This is a genomic window from Aeromonas sp. R5-4, assembly GCF_040908215.1.
In the GTDB taxonomy this organism is placed as follows: Bacteria; Pseudomonadota; Gammaproteobacteria; order Enterobacterales; family Aeromonadaceae; genus Aeromonas; species Aeromonas veronii.
Window position 1 is genome coordinate 35304 of sequence record NZ_JBFODG010000033.1, and the last position, 21695, is coordinate 56998.

At 59.6% G+C, this 21695-nt stretch carries 21 protein-coding genes; 14 read left to right on the plus strand and 7 right to left on the minus strand.

What is annotated here, in order from left to right:
• The first annotated feature begins 90 nt into the window (after positions 1-90).
• Positions 91-1035 carry a chemotaxis protein CheV gene (locus AB5Y83_RS17365; RefSeq protein WP_005335238.1) on the plus strand — a complete coding sequence of 315 codons (945 nt, stop codon included), beginning with the start codon at positions 91-93 and terminating at the stop codon, positions 1033-1035.
• Positions 1036-1217: 182 nt separating this feature from the next.
• Here AB5Y83_RS17365 and AB5Y83_RS17370 read toward each other — a convergent pair whose 3' ends face one another.
• Complete coding sequence (locus AB5Y83_RS17370; protein WP_368175639.1) at positions 1218-1829, minus strand: arylesterase; 612 nt, start codon at positions 1827-1829, stop codon at positions 1218-1220.
• A 56-nt stretch (positions 1830-1885) separates the two neighbouring features.
• Here AB5Y83_RS17370 and AB5Y83_RS17375 point away from each other — a divergent pair, with 56 nt between their 5' ends.
• A complete protein-coding gene (locus AB5Y83_RS17375) occupies positions 1886-2581 on the plus strand; it encodes an ABC transporter ATP-binding protein (RefSeq protein WP_368175640.1) in 696 nt (231 codons plus the stop codon).
• Positions 2582-2617: 36 nt separating this feature from the next.
• Positions 2618-5065: an ABC transporter permease gene (locus AB5Y83_RS17380; protein WP_368175641.1), complete on the plus strand. Its 2448-nt coding sequence runs from the start codon at positions 2618-2620 to the stop codon at positions 5063-5065.
• 119 nt (positions 5066-5184) lie between these two features.
• On the opposite strand, the gene AB5Y83_RS17385 is transcribed toward AB5Y83_RS17380, so the two are convergent.
• Positions 5185-6090 (minus strand): TIGR01777 family oxidoreductase, encoded by a 906-nt coding sequence (locus tag AB5Y83_RS17385; protein WP_368175642.1) that lies wholly within the window; start codon positions 6088-6090, stop codon positions 5185-5187.
• A gap of 253 nt (positions 6091-6343) precedes the next feature.
• On the opposite strand from AB5Y83_RS17385, the gene AB5Y83_RS17390 reads away from it, so the two are divergent.
• A complete protein-coding gene (locus tag AB5Y83_RS17390) occupies positions 6344-7873 on the plus strand; it encodes an EAL domain-containing protein (protein ID WP_368175643.1) in 1530 nt (509 codons plus the stop codon).
• A 74-nt stretch (positions 7874-7947) separates the two neighbouring features.
• Here AB5Y83_RS17390 and AB5Y83_RS17395 read toward each other — a convergent pair whose 3' ends face one another.
• Complete coding sequence (locus AB5Y83_RS17395) at positions 7948-9129, minus strand: PLP-dependent aminotransferase family protein (RefSeq protein ID WP_368175644.1); 1182 nt, start codon at positions 9127-9129, stop codon at positions 7948-7950.
• 349 nt (positions 9130-9478) lie between these two features.
• Between AB5Y83_RS17395 and trmB the strand changes: the two genes are divergently transcribed.
• From trmB to AB5Y83_RS17425, 6 genes are all read left to right on the plus strand, one after another.
• Complete coding sequence (gene trmB, locus AB5Y83_RS17400; protein WP_124928700.1) at positions 9479-10192, plus strand: tRNA (guanosine(46)-N7)-methyltransferase TrmB; 714 nt, start codon at positions 9479-9481, stop codon at positions 10190-10192.
• 48 nt (positions 10193-10240) lie between these two features.
• Positions 10241-10573 carry a YggL family protein gene (locus AB5Y83_RS17405; RefSeq protein ID WP_005348158.1) on the plus strand — a complete coding sequence of 111 codons (333 nt, stop codon included), beginning with the start codon at positions 10241-10243 and terminating at the stop codon, positions 10571-10573.
• Between the two features lie 122 nt (positions 10574-10695).
• Positions 10696-11616 (plus strand): glutaminase B, encoded by a 921-nt coding sequence (glsB, locus tag AB5Y83_RS17410; RefSeq protein WP_005348151.1) that lies wholly within the window; start codon positions 10696-10698, stop codon positions 11614-11616.
• A 29-nt stretch (positions 11617-11645) separates the two neighbouring features.
• Entirely contained in the window at positions 11646-12941 is a 1296-nt protein-coding gene (locus AB5Y83_RS17415; RefSeq protein ID WP_368175645.1) for a sulfurtransferase, read from the plus strand.
• A 203-nt stretch (positions 12942-13144) separates the two neighbouring features.
• On the plus strand, positions 13145-13354 hold the full coding sequence (locus AB5Y83_RS17420; RefSeq protein WP_005335219.1) for a YgdI/YgdR family lipoprotein: 210 nt from the start codon (positions 13145-13147) through the stop codon (positions 13352-13354).
• A gap of 166 nt (positions 13355-13520) precedes the next feature.
• The gene (locus AB5Y83_RS17425; protein ID WP_040066783.1) at positions 13521-13922 is read left to right on the plus strand and encodes a DUF2541 family protein; all 402 of its coding nucleotides are present in this window, start codon (positions 13521-13523) and stop codon (positions 13920-13922) included.
• An 83-nt stretch (positions 13923-14005) separates the two neighbouring features.
• Here AB5Y83_RS17425 and mog read toward each other — a convergent pair whose 3' ends face one another.
• Positions 14006-14536 (minus strand): molybdopterin adenylyltransferase, encoded by a 531-nt coding sequence (gene mog, locus AB5Y83_RS17430; RefSeq protein WP_021229718.1) that lies wholly within the window; start codon positions 14534-14536, stop codon positions 14006-14008.
• Positions 14537-14929: 393 nt separating this feature from the next.
• Between mog and AB5Y83_RS17435 the strand changes: the two genes are divergently transcribed.
• From AB5Y83_RS17435 to folA, 4 genes are all read left to right on the plus strand, one after another.
• Complete coding sequence (locus AB5Y83_RS17435) at positions 14930-15265, plus strand: DUF3135 domain-containing protein (RefSeq protein WP_110302626.1); 336 nt, start codon at positions 14930-14932, stop codon at positions 15263-15265.
• Between the two features lie 235 nt (positions 15266-15500).
• A complete protein-coding gene (locus AB5Y83_RS17440) occupies positions 15501-16298 on the plus strand; it encodes a threonine/serine exporter family protein (RefSeq protein WP_005348133.1) in 798 nt (265 codons plus the stop codon).
• Positions 16295-16762, plus strand: coding sequence for a threonine/serine exporter family protein (locus AB5Y83_RS17445; protein ID WP_026035076.1), 468 nt, complete (start codon positions 16295-16297; stop codon positions 16760-16762). The genes AB5Y83_RS17440 and AB5Y83_RS17445 overlap by 4 nt, the downstream gene beginning before the upstream one ends.
• A gap of 18 nt (positions 16763-16780) precedes the next feature.
• Complete coding sequence (folA, locus tag AB5Y83_RS17450; protein ID WP_368175646.1) at positions 16781-17272, plus strand: type 3 dihydrofolate reductase; 492 nt, start codon at positions 16781-16783, stop codon at positions 17270-17272.
• Between the two features lie 79 nt (positions 17273-17351).
• Here folA and AB5Y83_RS17455 read toward each other — a convergent pair whose 3' ends face one another.
• From AB5Y83_RS17455 to AB5Y83_RS17465, 3 genes are read right to left on the minus strand one after another with little or no spacing between them, the layout of a single operon-like run.
• Complete coding sequence (locus AB5Y83_RS17455) at positions 17352-18146, minus strand: phosphoadenylyl-sulfate reductase (RefSeq protein WP_368175647.1); 795 nt, start codon at positions 18144-18146, stop codon at positions 17352-17354.
• Positions 18136-19848, minus strand: coding sequence for an assimilatory sulfite reductase (NADPH) hemoprotein subunit (cysI, locus tag AB5Y83_RS17460; protein WP_368175648.1), 1713 nt, complete (start codon positions 19846-19848; stop codon positions 18136-18138). The genes AB5Y83_RS17455 and cysI overlap by 11 nt, the downstream gene beginning before the upstream one ends.
• Entirely contained in the window at positions 19848-21638 is a 1791-nt protein-coding gene (locus AB5Y83_RS17465) for an assimilatory sulfite reductase (NADPH) flavoprotein subunit (RefSeq protein WP_368175649.1), read from the minus strand. The genes cysI and AB5Y83_RS17465 overlap by 1 nt, the downstream gene beginning before the upstream one ends.
• Positions 21639-21695 lie beyond the last annotated feature (57 nt).

Genomic DNA, 21695 nt, shown 5'->3' on the forward strand with positions numbered 1-21695 from the left:
GGTTGGTCGCTCTGGTTGAAAATGCGCCTGCCTTTCCTGGCGGGCAGCCTCTATAATAGAGTCGATTAATAATCAGATGGATATCAGCGTATGGCGAGTATATTGGATTCCGTTGATCAACGAACTCAACTGGTGGGTGAAAACCGCCTCGAGTTGTTGATGTTTCGTCTCGGCACCCGTCAGATGTTCGCCATCAACGTCTTCAAGGTACGGGAAGTGGTCAAATTGCCCCATCTGAGCAAGATGCCGGGCTCTCATCACAATATCAGCGGGGTGGCCAATATCCGTGGTACCTCGATCCCGGTGATCAACCTGCGTAGCGCCATCGGCATGCGTCCCATGCCCATCGACAGTGAATCCAACCTCATTATCACCGAGTACAACCGCACCATTCAGGGTTTTCTGGTGGGGCAGGTGGCTAACATCGTCAACATGACCTGGAAGGATATCCTGCCGCCGCCGCGCTCTGCCGGGCGCGCCAACTACCTCACCGCCATCACCCGCATTCCCGAAGATGGGGTGGATCAGATCGTCGAGATCATCGACGTGGAGAAGGTGCTGGCGGAGATCATCACCTATGACATCCGCATATCCGAAGAGGTGCTGGATCGGGAGATCCTGCCCGAGATGCATGGCCGCAAAGTGCTGATCGTCGATGACTCCAGCACCGCCCGCAATCTGGTGCGCGAGACCCTGGGCCAGCTTGGGCTTGAGGTGATCGAGTGCCAAGATGGTTTGCAGGCGCTGACCCTGCTCAAGGGGTGGTGCGATGCTGGCAAGAAGGTGACCGACGAGATCCTGCTGATGATCACCGATGCCGAAATGCCGGAGATGGACGGCTACCGCCTGACCCACGAGGTGCGCAGCGATCCGCGTATGTCCGATCTCTTTATCACCCTCAACACCTCCCTGAGCGGCAACTTCAACGAAGCCATGGTCAAGAAGGTGGGGTGCGACCGCTTTATCTCCAAATTCCAGCCCGACTTGCTGGTCGGCGTGGCCCAGGAGCGGCTGCGCCAGGTGCTGGAAAGCTGAGAAGCTGCCTGCCGGTTATGCTAAATCAGTAACAAAACATCCCGCTTCGGCGGGATGTGTTGTTACTGGGTATTGGCGATGGATTGGTTGAATCAAGGTGCCATGCCGAGATCGTCGACCATTCAAAACATCCGATTTTGGCGGGATATTTTGTTATGGGGTATTGGTGATAGACGGCGGGCTTATTGGCTGAGCAGCGGCTCCATAAAGCGGGCAACCTTATCACGGATTTGGGGCTGGGCCGCCGGGGTGGGATGAATACCATCGTTCATCATAAGTTCAGGGCGCAGCGCAATATCATCCATAAAGAAGGGCAGCAGGGGCAGATCGTTAGCTTGGGCCAACTCGGGAAAGATCTGTTCGAACTGGCGCAGATAGCGGGCACCGTAGTTGCGGGGCAGCTGGATTTGGGTCAACACCACACGGGTCTGCTGCTCCTTGGCGAGCGCGATCATGCTGGCCAGATTTTGGCGGGTAATGGTCGGTGCGAAGCCACGCAGGCCATCGTTGCCCCCCAGTTCGATCAGCAGCCAATCCGGCTTGTGCTCCTTCAGCAGAGCGGGCAGACGGGCCAGCGCCCCCTGGGTCGTTTCACCGCTGATGCTGGCATTGAGCAGAGTGTGTTTGCCCCCCTCCTCCTGCCATTGCTGGTTGAGCAGGGCGGGCCAGCTCTGCTCAACCTGCATTTGATAGCCGGCGCTCAGGCTGTCTCCCAGCACCAGCAGGGTCTGGGCCTGAGCCGACGAGAGCAGGCTGCCGAGGCCAACCAACAAGGCAAACAGAATACGCACCATCAATTCAACTCCCGCTATGGATTGTCATCAAGGGATTGGAACAAAGGATACAGAGCATGAGTTCACCCCCCATTATTGTCGTCAAGGGCCTCGGCAAATCGGTTCGCCTCGGCCAGGAAAGCCTCACCATCCTTGAAGGGATCGATCTGCAAGTCAATAGCGGCGAGACGGTGGCCCTGGTCGGTGCCTCCGGCTCCGGCAAGTCCACCCTGCTGGGGCTGCTGGCCGGGCTCGATCTGCCGAGTCAGGGAGATATCGAGATCCTCGGCAAATCCCTTGGCGAGCTGGATGAGGAGGGGAGGGCCCGATTGCGCGCCGAGCAGATCGGCTTTGTGTTCCAGTCGTTCCTGCTGCTCCCGACCATGACGGCGCTGGAGAATGTGATGCTGCCCGCCGAGCTGCGCGGCGAGCGTGATTGCGAACCAAGAGCCCGCGAGCTGTTGGCGGCGGTCGGGCTTGGCGAGCGGTTGCACCATCTGCCGCCACGGCTCTCCGGCGGTGAGCAGCAGCGGGTGGCCATCGCCCGTGCTTTTATGACCCGCCCCAGTCTGCTGCTGGCGGACGAGCCGACCGGTAACCTCGACAGCAAGACCGGCGAGAAGGTGATCGAGCTGCTGTTTGAGCTCAATCGCAAGCACGGCACCACGCTAGTGGTCGTGACCCATGACCATCAGCTGGCCGAACGCTGCCAGCGGCAACTGGTCATGACGGCGGGTCGGCTGGATCGCGAGGTGGCCCATGATGTGGTGTAACGGGGTGAGCTGCGGGTCAGGCGGGAGATGCAAGGGATGATGCAGTGGCGATTGGGATGGCGACTGCTGCGCCGGGAAGGTTTCAGCGGCGAGCTGCGCTGGTTTGTGCTGGCGCTAGCGCTTAGCGTGGCGTGCGTCTTGAGTGTGGCATTGGTGGCGGATCGGCTCGATGCCGGACTCAAGGCGTCGGGCCGCGACTTTATCGGGGCGGATCGGGTGCTGCGTACTGCCGCTGCTCTGCCGGATGGTTGGCTGGAACGAGCTAAACAGGATGGCTTGGCGGTGCAGACCACCGTCAGCTTCAACAGCATGCTGTTTCACGGTGATGCGTTGCAGCTTGCCTCCATTCGGGCGGTGCCCGATGGTTTTCCCTTCTATGGCAAACTCACTCTGGAACCTGCCCGTGCCCCTGCTCCCGGCGAGATCTGGCTCTCCGCCCGGGTGATGCAGCTGCTCAAGGCCAAAACGGGGGATGAGCTGGAGGTGGGCAATACGGTGCTCAAGGTGGCAGGCCTGCTTGGCGAGGAGCCGGATCAGGGCTTCAGCCCCTTCCTGCTGGCGCCGCGTGCGCTGATCCACACAGCCGATATCGAGGCAACCGGTGCCCTGCTCCCCGGCAGCCGCCAGCAGTGGCGCTATTTGTTCAAGGGGGCGCGAGAGTCGCTGGCCCGTTACGAGCAATGGCTGCTGCCGAAATTGCAGGCCGGACAGAAGTGGATCAAACCGGATGACAGCGAATCCCAAGTGGGCCGCTCGCTGGCCAATGCCGAACGTTTCTTCCGGCTCGCCTCGCTAAGCGGGGTGTTGCTGGGGGCGTTGGCGATGGGGATTGCGGTGCGCCACTTTGCCGAGCGCCAGACCAATATGGTGGCGCTGCTCAAGACGCTGGGGGCATCTCGTCGTTCGCTCTGGCAACTGATGGGAACCCTGCTGCTGTCGCTGACGCTGATTGGTGCGTTGCTGGGTCTGGTGGCGGGCACAGCCATGCAGTGGATCACCTTGCAACTGCTGGGGGACCTGCTGCCGCCGGATCTGCCGCCCCCCTCCTGGCGCCCCTTTGCGCTGGGGGTGGCGGTGGCGCTCTTTATCACCCTGCTGCTCGCTTTTGTGCCCTTCTTGCGGCTGCTGAAAGTGCCGCCGCTGCGGGTATTGCGCCGGGAGCTGGAGGCGGGTATTCCCCCCTGGCTGGCCCTGCCGGTCGGCCTGTTCGGGCTGTTTGCGCTGGTCTGGGGCTTTACCGCCGATGTGCGGCTGGCGCTGGGTCTGGTGGGGGGCATGGGTTTGCTGATGGGGCTGTTGGCCCTGCTGGCAGCCCTGATGTTGCGGCTGGGGACGAAAGTGAGCGGGCCTCATGCCTTGCGGCTGGCGCTGGCCCACCTGTCGCGCGAGCGCAGCAGCGGTCTGTTCCAGCTGGCGGGCTTTGCGCTGGCATTGATGCTCTTTGGCTTGCTCTGGGCGGCCAGGGTCGATCTGCTGGATGAGTTTTCGGCCCGTCTTCCCGTCGATGCACCCAACCGTTTTCTGGTCAATGTGGCCGAGAACGAGCGGGAGGAGATCCTGAGCGAGCTGGCGGCAGCCGGGGCCACCACCTCCGACTTCTACCCCATGGTGCGCGGCAGGCTGACCCATATCGCCGGTGAGGCGGTGGGCGAGGGGGCCAGCAGTGGCCGCGAGGGGGTCGATCGGGAGCTCAACTTCACTACCACCGCAACTCTGCCAATCGACAACAAGCTGGTGGCCGGGAAGTGGCTTGCCGGACCCGGCGAGGTGTCGGTGGATAGCGAACTGGCCAAGCGGCTCGATATCAAGCTGGGGGACATGCTCGCCTTTACCATCGAGGGGCGCAGCTTTGGCGCCAGGGTCACCAGTCTGCGCAGCATCAAGTGGGACAACATGCGCCCCAACTTCTACATGATCTTCTCCGAGGATCTGCTGGCACCCTTCTCCCGAACCTGGCTTGGCAGCTACCGGCTGCCCGAGGCGGGGCGCACTGCCGAGGTGGAGTTGATCCGCCGCCACCCCACGGTGAGTCTTATCGATGTGGATGACCTGATTGCGCGGCTCACTCAGGTATCGGAGCAGGTGAGTCGGGCGCTGGCGCTGATGCTGGGGCTGGTGACAGTGGCGGCGCTCTTGGTGCTGCTGACCCAGACTCAGGCCAGCATGGCTCAGCGTCGGCGCGAGCTGTTGCTGATGCGCACCGTGGGTGCCAGCAGCGACCTGCTGAAAAAGATGCTGCGCTGGGAGCTGGTGGCCAGTGGTGCGCTGGCGGGGCTCTGTGCCGCCATGGTGGTGGAGCTCTGCTCTTTTGGCCTGCAGTGGTGGTGGTTCGAGGGGCAGTGGCAGTTCCACTGGGCCATCTGGCTCGGCCTGCCGACGCTGGGGGCCTTGCTGGTGACGCTGGCGGGGCAGGGGATGCAGCACCAGCTGCTGGCTGGCACCCTGAGCGATCGGCTGCGGGGGCTGGGTCAGGGACTGTTGTAATCCCGCCAGCGCGAGCCGATGCACACAAGGTGCAATAGCGCAGCCACAATAAACAAGCAGCCCGGCCATTGGCCTGGCTGCTTGCTATGCGAGGAGCTGACGCCGCGAGCGGGTGTGAGTTAGCGGGGCTCGCGCAGCAGATTGGTGAGGGCGCTCGACAGCTCGGGATAGCTGAAGTGGAAACCGGCCTGTTGCAGCCGTGCTGGTATCACCTTTTGTCCGGTCAGCAGCAGATCTGCCGCCTCCCCCATCACCAGTTGCAACAGCGGCGCCGGGACGAAGAAGAGGTGTGGACGGTGCAGCGTGGTGGCAAGGGTCTGGCTGAACTCCCGGTTGCTGACCGGATGGGGCGCAGTGCCGTTGAAAATGCCGCTGCACTCTTCGTGTTCCAGCAGGAACAGCATGGCGCGCACCAGATCCTGCACATGGATCCAGCTCATCATCTGGCTGCCTGACCCCATGGGGCCGCCGAGCCCGAGTCGGTAGGGGGGGAGCATTTTGGGCAGGGCGCCGCCATCCATGCCAAGCACCAGTCCGATCCGCACGATACAGACCCGGGTTTGGCGGCTCTGGGCCTCCTGCGCCAGGGTCTCCCACTGCTGGCAGAGCTGGTGGGTAAACTCGTCGTTGGGGGAGCGGCACTGCTCATCGAGGGTTTCGGTACCCTGTCTGCCATACCAGCCAATGGCGGAGGCGTTGATCAGCACCTTGGGCGGTGTGCTGGATAGCTTGATGAGATCCACCAGCTGCTCGGTCAACAGCCAGCGGCTATCGCAGAGCAGCTGTTTGCGCGACTCGCTCCAGCGTCCGGCGGCGATGGGTTCACCGGCCAGATTGATCACCGCGTCCACGTCATTGAGGTCATCGAGCCGGTCGAGGTTATCCAATACCTTGATATCGTGGCCGAGCAGGGAGTAAGCGCGGCTCCCCTGCCTGCTCAATACCACGACCTCGTGATTGACCTTGAGATGGGCAACCAGCTTGCGGCCGATAAAGCCGGTCCCTCCGGTAATAAGAATCTTCATCGCTGCACGCTCCTGCTGCCGTTTGCTCTACTCTAATGGCGTCGTCCTCCTGCAACAAGTGGACGAGTTTGGCATGTGTTGTTCACTAGACTGGTTCTAACTCTATCTTTTTCTTACCAGATATTGTTCAACAATAGTTTGAATTGATTGATTTTTGTTGGGTGGAGATTTGTTGAACAATCGCTATTATGGCGACCCTTTTCGCCTGTCCAACGAGGCTGTCACCCATCATCCGAGCATCAAAGAGGCCGCTATGCCATTTCGTCGTTTGAAACTTCGCCAGCTTTACTCGAGGATTCTGTTGGCGCTGCTGATGGGGGGCGGGATCCTGCTGCTGGGGGTTGTTGCCGTTATCTGGCAGACGGTGACGGAGATAGAGCGTGATGCCGATTCACGGTTGCATCATGCCCGTATGATGTTTGATCGCTCCATCGGCCATGCCCGGCAGGCGGCCATCAATGTGGAGAGGATGCTTGGTCACTCCTGCAAGGAGGCGGCACAACTGCTGCGCGAACAGGTGGCCACGGTGCCCGATGTCCGTTCCGCCAATCTAGCTGTCGGCAGCCACATCTACTGCACCTCGCTCTATGGTGACTACGATGGCCCCTTCAATCCTGACAGTTATGTGGATGGCAGGCTGCAACTGCTGCCAGGCAATGAGGTCACACCGGATCGCCCCTTGATCGTGCTGCGTCATGAAACGGACAAGGGGAGTGTGCTGATCGGTGTAGATGGCTACTACCTGCGCAATACCCTGGAGATCTCCAGCAAGAACTCCCCGATGGCTCTGGTGGTGGGGCAGAGGGCTCTGTTTGGTTCAGGCCAGGTCGGGGCGGCGCCCTCTCCGAAAGAAGAAGGTTATATTGCCCTCGCTTCGGCCGATTTCCCCTATCAGGTCGTCACCCGGGTCACGGTGCATGACTACTGGAGTCACGCATGGCGCTACTCCAGATATACCTTGTTCCTCTCTCCGCTGCTGGCGCTGCTGATTGGATTCGGCACCTTCAGGCTAATGGGGCGTAGCAGCTCACCAGCGGAAGAGCTCAAGCGGGCGTTGATCGAGGAGGAGTTTATCCCCTATCTGCAGCCGGTGGTCTCCGGTGAGGATGAGCAGTGGCGTGGCTGTGAGGTGCTGATGCGCTGGCAGCATCCCAAGCAGGGGATGATCTCGCCGGATCGCTTTATTCCGCTGGCGGAAGATAGCGGGTTGATCGTGCCCATGACCAGCCTGTTGATGGCCCAGGTGCGCGACCACTTCTCCCCTTATGCCCGCAAGTTGCCGGCCAAATTCCATTTTTGCTTCAATATCAGCGCCAAACACTTTCAAGATCTCGACCTGTTGACTGACTGCAAGGCGTTTCTCGACGCGTTTAAGGACAATCCCGTTGATTTGGGGCTGGAGCTGACTGAGCGTGAACTGCTGGTGGCTGATGAGACAACCGCTCAGATGTTTGCCGAATTGCGTAAACTGGGCGTGTTGATCTCTATCGATGATTTTGGCACCGGTCACTCCAGTCTCACCTATCTGCAACAGTTTCAGGTCGATGCACTCAAGATTGACCGGAGCTTTGTGGAGATGATCGGCACAGATGCACTCTCCAGCCATATCGTTGAAAACGTGATTGATCTGGCGAAGCGACTTGAATTGATCCTGATCGCGGAGGGGGTCGAGAAGCAGTCGCAGGCGGACTACCTGCGGGCGCGCCACGTTGACTATCTGCAAGGGTATCGTTACAGCCGCCCCATCCCGATGAAGCAGTTTTGCAAGACCCTGTTTGGCTGAACGGTTAAATGGGGAGCATAAAAAAACCAGCGATCGCTCGCTGGTTTTTTGTTGGTACGGTTTGGCTTGGGCGATCAGAGCATGCGCTGGAGGGCGCGGGCCAAGCGTTTGACCCCCTCCTCGATGGTCGCTTCATCGACGCAGGAGAAGCTCAGGCGCAGGGTGTTCTGGATCTCGGGGCGCACGTAGAAGGGGGCCCCGGGTACGAAGGCCACCTTCTCCTTGATCGCCTCGTCAAACAGCGCCATGGCACTGATGTGGGAAGGCAGGGTCAGCCAGAGGAACATACCCCCTTCCGGTCTGGTGTAGCTGACACCGGGCGGGCAGTGACGGGCCAACGCGGCCTCCATGGCAGCGCGCTGGCGGCCATAGACCTCCTTGATCTTCTCCAAGTGAGCGTCGAGGGAGTTGTCGGTCAGGAAGCGGTGCAGCACCTGCTGGCTGAAGGCGTTGCTGTGCAGATCGGTGGCCTGCTTGGCGATGGTCACCTTCTTGCGCAGCCACTCCGGCATCACCATCCAGCCCAGCCGGAAGGCGGGCACCACGGTCTTGGAGAAGGAGCCGAGCAGCACGGTATTGTTTGGCGCCAGCTTGGCAATGGGGGGCAGATGCTCGCCCTCGAAGCGCAGCTCGCCGTAGGGATCATCTTCCACCATCAACAGCTCGTGGCGAACCAGTCGCTCGGCCAGTGCCTCGCGGTTGGCACGGCTATAGGAGACACCGCTCGGGTTCTGGAAGTTGGGCACGCCGTAGAGCAGCTTGGCATTGGAGCCGCTTGCCAGCAGCGCATCCAGTGCCGCCAGGTCCAGTCCCTCTTCTTCAAGGGTGATCGGCTTGAAGGTGGGCTGGTAGACAGAAAAAGCCTGAATGGCGCCAAGGTAACCCGGCTCTTCGATGATGAGATCCTGACCCTCGTCGATCAGCACCTTGCCCAGCAGATCCAGCGCCTGCTGGGAGCCGCTGGTGATGAGGATGTTGTCCGGATTGATCTGCATGCCGTGGCGGGCCAGATAGCGGTCGGCAATATATTGGCGCAGCGGGGCGAAGCCCTCGGTCGCCGCATATTGCAGGGCGGCAGCCCCCTGTTCGCGCAGTACATCCTGACAGGCCTGATCGATCGCCTTGACCGGAAACAGGTGGGGATTGGGCAGGCCACCGGCGAAGGAGATGATCTCCGGATTGGCGGCAACTTTGAGGATTTCACGGATAAAGGAAGGTTCAACCTTCTCGAAGCGCTGGGCAAAAAACGGCTGCATAGACAATTCTCTCGGCATGTGGGCGGTCGCTCCATTCGACCGCCAGGTTATCCGTTTGTATCAGATTTCAGAAATGAGGCAATGATTGTCACAAAAATCGCCAAAAAAGGGCTGGAACGACTCTACTGCGGATTATATTGGACGGTTAGTCGGTATGGTGATGCCAGTGAGGGAGCAGGGAAGTGGATGGCCGGAATATTTGTTGCGCGAAACACTTGCGCCTTGGGCCTATCTTGGGATAATTCGCTCCCCTGTTTTCGCGGGTCGATGAAATGCCGAGCCGCGAGCGGTCCCGCTCGGGATCGAACACAAGATGTATTACCCGGATTGATGAAATAACGAGACCATTATGCCTGTGACCCAAGATGTATTTAACGAAGACGGCAAGTTCATGCGCAAGATCCGCAGCTTTGTCCGTCGCGAAGGCCGCCTGACCAAAGGGCAGGAGAAGGCCCTGGAAGAGCTCTGGCCGGTCATGGGCATCGATTTCGAGCCAAAGCAGCTCGATCTGGTCGCACTGTTTGGCCGTGAAGCACCTGTGGTGCTGGAGATCGGCTTTGGCATGGGCGCCTCTCTGGTGGAGATGGCCAAGAATGCCCCCGAGAAGAACTTCATCGGCATTGAAGTACACTCCCCGGGCGTGGGTGCCTGTCTGGGTACCGCTCAGGAAGCGGGGGTCACCAATCTGAAGGTGATCTGCCACGATGCGGTCGAGGTGCTGGAGCACATGATCCCGAATGGTTCACTCTCCTGCCTGCAGCTCTTTTTCCCGGATCCCTGGCACAAGAGCCGTCACCACAAGCGCCGCATCGTACAGCCTGCGTTTGCCCAGGATATTCGTCAGAAGCTGGCCATCGGTGGCGTGTTCCACATGGCGACCGACTGGGAAAACTATGCCGAGCACATGCTGGAAGTGATGAGCGCCGCCGAGGGTTACGAGAACACCTCTTCCACCGGCAACTGGGTGCCTCGTCCGGACTGGCGTCCGCTGACCAAATTTGAACAACGTGGCCACCGTCTCGGCCACGGGGTTTGGGATCTGATTTTCAAGCGTGTCAGCTAAGCTGGCACGTCAACACACCTAGCGTATCAACTAACTTGAGGAGCTATCATGGCCAATCGTAGCCGCCGCCTGCGCAAGAAACTGCGCGTCGATGAATTCCAGGAAATGGGTTTCGACATCAGTTTCAACTTCCCGGTCGGCACTGCCGAAGAGACCATCGATGCGGTAGTCGATGCGATGATCGATGAGGTTGTTGAACCCCGTAAACTGGCTTTTGCCGGCTCCGGTCACCTGGCCTGGGAAGGGATGATCTGCACCCAGCAACTGGGCAAGTGTACCGAAGAAGACCGCGCTGCCGTCAAATCCTGGCTGGAAGGCAAGGGGATGGAAGCCGTGGTCGTTACCGAGCTGTTCGACCTCTGGTACGGTGAACCGGCCTGATACAAGGCTGCCGCATCTGGCGCCTTGTTGTGGGTAACTGAAAAATCCCGCCGCTGGCGGGATTTTTGTCAGTGGGGATGGGATCTCCACCGCTGTTTTAGTCATGGAATCGCTTATTGCTTATGGTGTTGTCATCCGAATTACTGGCCAGCATCCTTGAAGAGGTGCGCCCGTTGCTGGGACAAGGCAAGGTGGCCGACTACATTCCGGCACTGGCTCAGGTACCGGCCGATCGGCTGGGTATCGCAGTCTGTACCGTCGAGGGGGAGCTGTTCACCGCCGGTGACGCTTTTGAACCCTTCTCCATCCAGAGTATCTCCAAGGCCCTGAGCCTGACCCTGGCACTCACCCTCTATCAGGAGGAGGAGATCTGGGCCCGTGTCGGCAAGGAGCCCTCCGGCCAGCCCTTCAACTCGCTGGTTCAGCTCGAGTTCGAGCAGGGGATCCCCCGCAACCCCTTTATCAATGCCGGGGCGCTGGTGGTGAGCGATCTGCTGGAGACCCGCCTCACTGCGCCGCGTCAACGTACCCTTGAGCTTGTGCGCCGCCTTTCCGGCAATCCGGCCATCATGGCGGATCAGGTGGTCGCCCGCTCCGAATATCAGCACTCTGCCCGCAACGCCGCCATCGCCTATCTGATGAAGGCCTATGGCAACTTCGAAAACGAAGTGGACAAGGTGCTGCAAAGCTACTTCAATGCCTGTGCCATTCGCATGAGCTGCGTTGATCTGGCGCGGGCATTCATCTATCTGGCCAACCGTGGTGTGCCACTGGGCGAGAGCGTGCCGCTGCTGCCCGCCCGCACCACCAAGCAGGTCAACGCCCTGCTCGCCACCTGCGGCCTCTATGATGAGGCGGGCGATTTTGCCTATCGGGTCGGCATGCCGGGCAAATCGGGGGTCGGCGGCGGTATCATCGCCCTGATCCCGGGCGAGCTCTGCGTCTGTGTCTGGTCGCCCGAGCTCAACAAAGCCGGCAACTCGCTGGCGGGTACGGCGGCGCTGGAGCTGCTGGCCGAGCGGCTGGGTCGCTCCATTTTTTAACCTTGTTCACTATGAATCGAGAAATCACCATGAAACGACATCTTCGCTTCCTGCAGGCCGCGCTGGCGACCTTACTGCTCTGGTGTGTCCTGCCCGCCGTGGCTGGGGAGTTGCCACCGCTCTCGCTGGCCGATGCCAAGGCCAAACAGGCTGTCATCCTGGATACCCGCGCCAGCTACTTCTATCAGGGGTGGCCGATGGAAGGGGAGAAGCAGGGCGGCCATGTGGCGGGCGCCGAGAACCTCTCAGCCGAGTGGAAATACAGCGATGAAGAGTGGCCAAAGGCGCTCGAGATCAAGGGGCTGAAAGCCGATCGTCCGGTTGCCCTCTACGGTGCATCCCGCGAAGTGGCCGAGGTGGCCCGTCTGCTGCGCAAGCAGGGGATCAAGCAGCTGTTCGAGCTGCAAGGGTGGCAAGCCGCACCGCGCGAGTCGCTGGCACGCTGGCAGCAGCTGGTCTACCCGCGCTGGTTGGCGGATCTGCAAGAGGGCAAGCCGGTTGCCGCGGCGCCCAAGGGGGACTGGAAGCTGTTTGAAGTGGATTGGGGTTCACCCAAGGCATATCTCATCAGCCACATCCCGGGGGCCGGTTATATCGATACCAACAGCCTCGAAGAGGAGCCGCTGTGGAACAAGGTCTCTGACGAAGCGCTCAAGAAGCTGCTGCTGGACAACGGCATCCGTCACGACACCACCGTCATCCTCTATGGTCGCAACACCATGGCGGCTGCCCGAGCCGCGCATCTGATGATGTACGCGGGGGTGGAAGATGTGCGCCTGCTGGACGGTGGCCTGGATGCCTGGTTTATCCAGCACCTGCGCACCGAAACCGGTCTGCCCAACAAATATGAGCCGGTGAAGGCGTTTGGCGTGGCCATTCCCGCTCACCCCGAGTACTACACCACGCTAAGCCAGGCGAAAGAGCTGCTCAAGCAGCCCGATAGCGCACTGGTCAGCGTGCGTACCTGGGACGAGTTTGTCGGCAACACCTCTGGCTACAGCTACATCAAGCCGAAGGGCGATATCCCGGGGGCCAAGTGGGGTCATGGCGGGGTGGATGCCAACAGTATGAGCGATTTCCACAACCCGGACGGCACCATGAAGCCGGCCCGCGAGATCCTCGCCATGTGGGACCAGTGGAACATCGAGCCAACCCAGCAGGCGGCGTTCTACTGCGGTACCGGCTGGCGCGCCTCCGAGGCCTTCTTCTACGCCTGGCTGATGGACTGGAAACGGATCAGCGTCTACGACGGCGGTTGGTATGAGTGGAGTTCCGATCCCAAGAACCCGACCGTGACCGGTGAGCGCCAGCCCGCCAAGTCATGATTGCGCTCTTGCGCTTGAAAGAAGAGGCCGGACAGAGATGTCCGGTCTTTTTCATTGCGCTCGCCACCCGGCCAGATAGAGAGGCTAAGTCGCTGATTATTGACGGCGATCCCGCTTTGCTCATCCCGTCATCCCGTGCCGTGCGATTGAACTAGGCTTCAAGAAACATCCTCGTGGTGAGGATGATCGCAGAAGAGGCCGCAATGAAAAAACTGATGATGATCCTGGTGTGTGCCCTGGGGCTGGTGGCATGCAGCTCCCAATACATCATGAGCACCAAGGATGGCAAGATGATCACCACAGAGAGCAAACCCAAGCTGGATGAGAGCACCGGCATGTATCGCTATTACGATCATGAAGGGCGCGAAGTGATGATCAAGAAAGATGACGTGACCCAAATCATGGAGCGCTAAGCGCTCTCTTGCCGCGAGGGCCGCTATCTGCGGCTCTTCTCTTTTTGCCGAAAAGTCGCGCTGTTTCTCTGTTGATCCCCGCACATTCGCAGCAAATTCAGCCGTGATACAGCTTCCGTTATGGTTTAACCCTTATCATCACACTCCATTTTTTATTGGAGGTGTTATGTCCTTGATGTCTATCTGGAATTCCCGTTTTTCTGCACGCAGCTTGCTGGGTGGTGTCTTGCTGGTGGTGGCGTCAGCCAGCCATGCCGGTGACGATCAGTTCACGCTGGGGCGGACTATTTTGCTGGGAGCCGGTGATCATGGTGCGACAATTCCTTTGGTGGTTTGCCGTCAGACCAAATATATCAAGGTGAAGGCGGAGCGTGATTTGACCCTGGATCGGGTGGTGGTGACCTATGGTGGTGATCGTACCAAAACCATTCGCTTCGATCGGGAAATGAGCAGTGATAAAGAGACCGAGTGGAAATCACTGGGCTCGCGCCGTTGTGTGAAAAAAATCGAAGTGTACGGTAATTCAGAGCGCAGCAAAGCGGGCGTGAAAGTATTCGGCCGTAAATAATTGATGTGGTGTGTCTGCGCACACAGATGAGTTAAAAATAATGGCGAGCCGTGGCTCGCCATTATTTTTTATGGTCGGGTTCGCTATTTTTTCGGCCGAAACGGCTTGATGACAGTTTCATCGCACTCGAGATACGGCCCTTCCATCAAATCGATGCAGTAGGGGATGGCAGGGAAAACTGCATCCAGACATTCGCGGATTGATTTGGGCTTGCCCGGCAGATTGACGATCAGGGTATCGTCGCGCAGTCCGGCAGTCTGGCGCGACAGAATGGCGGTCGGCACAAATTTGAGGGATTCGGCCCGCATCAGCTCGCCAAAGCCAGGCATCATGCGATCACATACCGCCTCGGTCGCTTCCGGCGTGACATCCCGCTTGGCCGGACCGGTGCCGCCTGTGGTGACGATGAGACAACACTGCTCCTCATCCGCCAGCTGGATCAGGGTCGCTTCAATCAGCTCCTGCTCATCGGGGATCACCTGATAGACAGGTTCCCACTCCGAGGTCAGATAGGCGTTCAGGGTGTCGATGATGGCCTTGCCGGAGAGGTCTTCATAGATGCCCGCGCTGGCGCGATCGCTGACGGTGACGATACCGATTTTTGCCTTGCTCATGGTCTGCTCTTGAATGTCCGATAAAAGTGGCAATTAAAATAACATAATCAGTGAGATATGTTAAACCGTCAGGAGATGACGCGGGTCGGTGAGGGAAGAATAAAGTGTCGAATGAAGCAAAATAAGGCCACCCGGATTTTTATTTGCAATAAAAAACAGAAAATCACAGCCTAAAATGTATAAGTGTTTTATCTCGCATGAATTAAAAACAATCGCTTGTTTCCAAACACAATTAAAATAGATAGACACCCTCGTAGTGACCATTGTCCGGTTTAGTCGCCAGTGGATGGATTGAACCCTTTTTCGCCGCGTCGTATATACAGATTTATATGGCTGGGACGTGATGGTGTGGTACCGCAGTGTGTTGCCAGCAATAGTCGCCAAGGAGGGCATATGGAGTTGCCTGATTTTGACACCCTGAAGGAGTTGGCTGCGAGTGAGCCCTCCCGGCTGGATGCGATTCTGGAGCAGCAGATCGACCAGTTGATGGCCCGAGCGAGCCCCGATCAGCAGCGCCGTCTGCGCGGGTTGCAGTTCAAGATTGATGGTCAGCGCCGTCTGGCGAAAAACAATCTTGATAGCTGTATCCGGATTACCAACATGATGCGGGAATCTTTTTATTTGATGCGCAGTGAAATGAGCCAGTTCAGAGAAGAGGGGGACCCTCCGCCTGAAAGCGATGGCAGTGGTAAAATAATCCATCTGGCGGACTATCAACGTCGCAAATAATCTGCAATAACCCCCTTGGTTGATATTTCAGCCAAATCAGTGAGGCCATAATAAAGGGAATTGCTGGCGACCTGATTGTTATGGTTTTTAATGTTAGTCGTAATGTATTTGTGATGTAACCTCTTTTCTCCTTCTTGTAATAACTAATTAGTCAGGTTGTGATAGGGGTGGATGAATAACAATAAAAGTTAGGCTAATATGGCCGAAATTTTTATTGCTACGACTCGAAGGGATTATGAGAAGTATCACACCAAGACGGGTGTTGTCGCGGGAGCAACAGACAGAGATCACCCGCATTATCGTCAAGGTGGGTCAGATGTTGGCCCAGTTCGGGGCGGAAAGCCGGATCATCGAGCAGACCACGGTGCGGCTGGGGATGGCGCTGGGGCTGGAGAGTGTCGAAATGGCCATCTCTTCCAGTGCCATCGTGCTCACCAGTCTCTATCAGGGGGGTTGCGTCACCACTACCCGGCGGGTGCGCGAACATGGCATCAATATGCAGGTGGTGTGCGAGATCCAGCGGATCTGCATCATGGCGGAAAAAGAGCTGATCGGTGCCCGTGAAGTGCGCCAGCGCCTCGAAGCCATCGTCCCTTTCCACTATCACCCTTGGTTGGTGGTCCCCATGGTGGGGCTCTCCTGTGGTGCCTTTAGCCTGCTGTTTGGCGGTGACTGGCCCATCTTCCTTGTGACCTGCTTCTCATCTGCCGTGGCGATGCGGGTGCGCCAGCTGATGGCCCGCCATCACCATAGCCCGCTCATCAATTTTGCCGCCACCGGCTTTATCGCTACTTTGCTCTCCTCCAGCGCCACCTTCTTCAACTGGGGTGACCAGCCTTATCTCGCCATGGCGGCCAGCGTGCTGCTGCTGGTGCCGGGCTTTCCGCTGATCAATGCGGTCTCCGACATGGTGAAGGGCTACTTCAACATGGGGCTGGCCCGCTGGGGGACAGCGACCCTGCTGACCATCAGCGCTGCGATCGGCATCATTCTCGCCATGTCGGTCACGGGGATCTGGGGGTGGAAAGTATGATGGATTTGCTCTGGCTACTGGCCAAGGATGCCTTCTGGTCCTCCATTCCGGCGGTGGGGTTTGCCATGCTGTTCAACGTGCCACCACGGATGCTGAAGTATTGCGCCATGGGCGGTGCGCTGGCCCACAGCCTGCGTACCCTGCTGATCCACTATGGTATGCCCATCGAGTGGGCGACGCTGGCGGCGGCGACCACGGTCGGCTTTGTCTGCGTCTACTGGTCGCGCCGTCTGCTGGCGCCGCGTCCGGTGTTCAGCGTTGCCTCCATTATTCCGATGATCCCGGGCAGCTATGCGTTCAAGACCATGATTGCGGTGGTGGAGCTCAACATCAACGGCGTGACCATGGAGTTGATCCAGAGTGCGGTGGAGAACGGCCTCAAGGCGCTCTTTATCGTCGGTGCCCTCAGTTTCGGTTTGGCGATCCCCTCTCTGGTCGTGTACCGTAACCGCCCCATAATCTGACAGACGGTGAGAGGCCCCATGAAGATTTCCATGATTGCCGCCATGGCCCACGACAGGGTGATCGGCAAGGACAACCAGATGCCCTGGCATCTGCCTGCCGATCTGGCTCACTTCAAGCGTGTCACCCTCGGTAAACCGGTATTGATGGGGCGCAAAACCTTCGAATCCATCGGTCGACCGCTGCCCGGACGGCGCAATCTGGTGATCAGCCGCAATCCCGACTATCAGGCTGAGGGCATTGAGGTGGTGGGCTCCGTCGAGGCGGCGCTGGCGCTGTTGGCAGGCAGCTCGGTGGAGGAGTTGATGGTGATCGGTGGTGGTCATCTCTATGCCGAGATGTTGCCGAGCGCGGATTGCCTCTATCTGACCCGCATCGATCTGGCGGTGGAGGGGGATACCCGTTTCCCTGCTTTTGATGATGGCCAGTGGCAACGGATTGAGTGCGAGAGCCGCCCTGCCGATGAGAAAAACCCGCATCCCTATAGCTTCGAGACCTGGCAGCGCCGCTGACGGACGAATGCTAATGGGCAAATAACAACAAGGGCATCTTCGGATGCCCTTGTTGTTCTGTTGGGTTTTCAAGACGGGATTAGATGCCTGAGCCGTCGTTCTCGCCATTTTCCTCGTGCAAACCGCACTCGCGCTTGAGGCCGAAGAAGCGGGTCTGCTCCTCGCTCATGCCCGGCTCCCACTTGGCGGTGGTGTGGACATCGCCCACCGAGAGATAACCCTGCTCCCACAGCGGGTGGTAGGGGAGGTCGAACTCCTTGAAGTAGTAGAAGACATCCTTGTTGCTCCAGTCGATCACCGGCAGGAACTTGAAGCGGCCGCGCTGGATGCCCAGCACCGGCAGCTTGCCACGGCTGCCGGACTGCTCCCTGCGCAGGCCGGAGAACCAAGTCTGTGCCCCCAGCTCACGCAGGGCGCGGTCCATCGGCTCTACCTTGTTGAGCTGGTTGTAGCGGGTGATCCCCTCCACCCCCTGCTCCCACAGGAGGCCAAATCGCGCCTCCTGCCAGGCTGGGCTGAGCTCGGCCCGATAGATCTTCAGGTTGAGCGCGAGGCGCTCGGTCAGCTCGTCGATGAAACGGTAGGTCTCCGGGAACAGATAACCGGTATCGGTCAGCACCACTGGCACGTCGGCCCGCTCGCGGCTCACCAGATGGAGCATCAGTGCCGCCTGAATACCGAAACTGGAGGAGAGCACATGCTCCCCCGGCAGATTTGCCAGGGCCCAGCGCACCCGCTCGGGGGCACTCATGGTATCCAGCTCCCGGTTGAGGGGCGCGAGTGCCTCGACTTGCTCTTCACGGCCGAGGGCCAGCAGCGCCTGCAGGTCAAGGTGGCCATCTTCAGTGACATTAAGCGGCAGATTAAGCGGCATAGAAGTCCCTCGCAGAATCGATAACGGGGGCAATTACCCCAACCCGGATCACGAAGTCGCCGAAGCACTCACCCTGATTGCGCTCGGTGGCCCAGCGGCCGATCAGCGCGTCCAGTTCGGCCAGGATCTGCGGCTCGGTAATGTTCTCCAGGTGCAGGCGCGGAATGCGGGTGCCCTCCAGGTTGCCTCCCAGATGGAGGTTGTAGCGGCCGGGCGCCTTGCCCACCAGACCCACTTCCGCCAGCATGGCGCGGCCGCAGCCGTTGGGGCAGCCGGTGACCCGGAAGATGATGGCGTCATCCGCCAGCCCATGTTTGGTTAGCAAGCCCTCGATGTCGGTGACAAAGGCGGGCAGCATGCGCTCGGCCTCGGCCATCGCCAGCGGGCAGGTGGGCAGGGCCACACAAGCCATGGACTGCTTGCGCTGCTCGCTTACGCCGTCATCCAGCAGGCCGTATTGGCGTGCCAGCCCTTCGATGCGGGCTTTTTCGCTGCCAGGTACCCCGGCGATGATCAGGTTCTGGTTGGCGGTCAGGCGAAAATCCCCCTGATGCACCTTGGCGATCTCCAGCATGCCGGTTTTGAGCGGCTTGCCCGGGAAGTCCAGCAGGCGGCCATTCTCGATAAACAGGGTGAGGTGATGCTTGCCGTCGATCCCCTCGACCCAACCGAAGCGATCGCCACGGCTGGTGAACTCATAGGGGCGAACCGGTCCGAACTGGATGCCGGCGCGGCTCTCCACCTCGGCCTTGAAGGCTTCGACACCAACCCGTTCAAGGGTGTACTTGGTCTTGGCGTTCTTGCGGTTGACCCGGTTGCCCCAGTCGCGCTGGGTGCTGACCACGGCGGCCGCCACCTCCAGCACGTGGGAGAGCGGAATAAAGCCAAAATCGCTCGCCTTGCGCGGATAGGTGCTGGTGTCGCCGTGGGTCATGGCCAGACCCCCGCCCACCAGCACGTTGAAGCCCACCAGCTTGCCATGCTCGGCAATCGCCACGAAGTTGAGATCGTTGGCGTGGATATCCACGTCGTTGTGGGGCGGGATCACCACTGTGGTCTTGAATTTGCGCGGCAGGTAGTTGGAACCCAGGATCGGCTCCTCGTCCCCACCCAGCTTCTCGCCATCCAGCCAGATCTCGACATAGGCTCGGGTCTTGGGCAGCAGGTGCTCGGAAATTTTTGTGGCCCACTCGTAGGCTTCCTGATGCAGCTCGGACTCCACCGGGTTGCTGGTGCAGAGCACGTTGCGGTTCACGTCGCCGGCGGTGGCGATGGAATCTATGCCGGTGCTGTTGAGGGTCTGGTGCATCAGCTTGATGTCGCGCTTCAATACTCCGTGGAACTGGAAGGTCTGACGGGTAGTGAGGCGGATGCTGCCATACAGGCTGTGCTCCTCGGCGAACTTGTCGATGATCTGCCACTGGGCCGGGGTGATGATCCCACCAGGCAGGCGGGCACGCAGCATGACGTTGTGCAGCGGCTCCAGCTTCTGGGCGGCGCGCTCCGGGCGGATGTCGCGGTCATCCTGCTGATACATGCCGTGAAAGCGGATCAGCTGGAAGTTGTCGCCGTTAAAGCCGCCGGTGAGCGGGTCTTGCAGATCCTGCTCTATGGTGCCGCGCAGAAAGTTGCTCTCGCGCTTGAGGCGCTCGTTGTCGGCCAGCGGTCCTTCGACCGGTCCCGGAATCACTTGTTTGCTCATCAATAGACATCCCTTTGATAACGTTTGGCACGACGCAATTCGCTCAAATACTCTTCTGCTTCCTCACGGCTCTTGTGACCGTGTTCTGCAATCACATCCAGCAGGGCTTCCTGCACATCTTTCGCCATGTGGTTGGCATCGCCGCACACATAGAAGTGAGCACCTGCTTCCAGCCACTGGTAGAGCTCAAGACCCGCTTCACGCAGTCTGTCCTGCACATAAATCTTGTTGGCCTGATCCCGGCTGAAGGCCAGCGAGATCTTCGACAGCAGGCCCGATTTCACATAGCGCTGCCACTCCAGCTGATAGAGAAAGTCCTGGGTGAAGTGGGGGTTGCCGAAGAAGAGCCAGTTCTTGCCCTCGGCCCCTTGAGTCTCGCGCTCCTGCATAAAGGCGCGGAACGGGGCTATGCCGGTGCCCGGTCCCACCATGATGACGGGGGTATCGGGATTGGCCGGCAGGCGAAAGTTGTCGTTGTGCTCCACAAACACCCGTACCTCGGCATCTTCGGCCAGCCTGTCCGCCAGATAGGAGGAGGCGGCGCCACTGCGCACAGTGCCATCTTCCTGCGGGTAGCGCACCACGCCAACGGTGAGATGCACCTCCTCTTCCACTTCGCTCTGGGCGGAGGCGATGGAGTAGAGGCGAGGGGTCAGCGGGCGCAGCAGGCCAGTCAACTGCTCCGGGCTGAGTTCGGTCGGGAAGCGTTTGAGCACATCCACCACCTGGGCACAGGCGACCAGGGCATTGACCTGGGCCTTGTCACCGGCCAGGTCTTTGAGCGCTGCGTTATCCGAGATCTCTGCCAACCCCGTGATAAAGCCGCCGTGCAGCCGGGTCAGTTCGAAGTGACCGGTCAGTGCGGTGCGCAAGGTGCCGTGGGCTGTGGCTTCATCACCAGAGAGGCCGGTCAGGGCCAGCACTTCGCCCACCAGTTCGGCGTCATTGTCGAACCAGACCCCGAGGGCATCCCCCGGCTGATAGGTGAGGCCAGAGTCGGCCAGATTGATTTCGATATGGCGGATATCCTTGGTGGAATCCCGGCCGGTGATCTTCTGATTGACCGACAGGCGGGCAGGGAAGGGGTTCTCCTTGCTGTACTGGCTGTGGCCAACCGCCTGCTGCACCGCGCTGACTACGCTGCTGCTGGCCGCTCCGGTAGAGAGGGTCGCGGTGATGGCGTTGAGCGCCTGTTCGCCCCAGCTCTTGGCTGCATCCTGATAATCCACATCGAGGCTGGCGAGCTCATAAATGCGCTCGGCCCCTGCTTTGGCGAGGAAGTCGTCAAAATCTTTGCCGGTCTGGCAGAAAAATTCGTAGGAGCTGTCACCCAGCCCCAGTACCGCGAACTTGAGCCCGTCCAGCTTGCCAAGCTTGCCTTTTTTAAGCTGCTCGAACAGATCGACGGCGCTCTCCGGCGGTTCACCCTCCCCGTAAGTGCTCACTACCACCAGCAGGTGGCTTTCTTTCTTGAGCTGCTTGGGTTTGTAGTCGGCCATCGACGCGAGGGTGACGGGTAGGTCACGGGCCTCGGCCTGCGCCTTGATGGCACTGGCGACACCTTTGGCGTTGCCAGTCTGGGAGCCGTAGAGAATGGTCAGGCTGCCGCTGGGCGCAGCCACGGCGGCGCTGGCTGCAACGCTCTGCTGACCGGTCTGGGAGAGGCCGTAGAGATATCCGCTCACCCAGGCCAGTTGCTGGGTATTGAGGGTCGAGAGTACCTGACCCAGCTGACGTTGCTGCTCGTCAGAGAGGGGGGAGAGGTTGAATGGGGAATCCTTCAATTGCATCACACGCGTCTTCCATGGTCTGATTTTTGGCCAGATTAAAGGGCGTGTTGGATAACA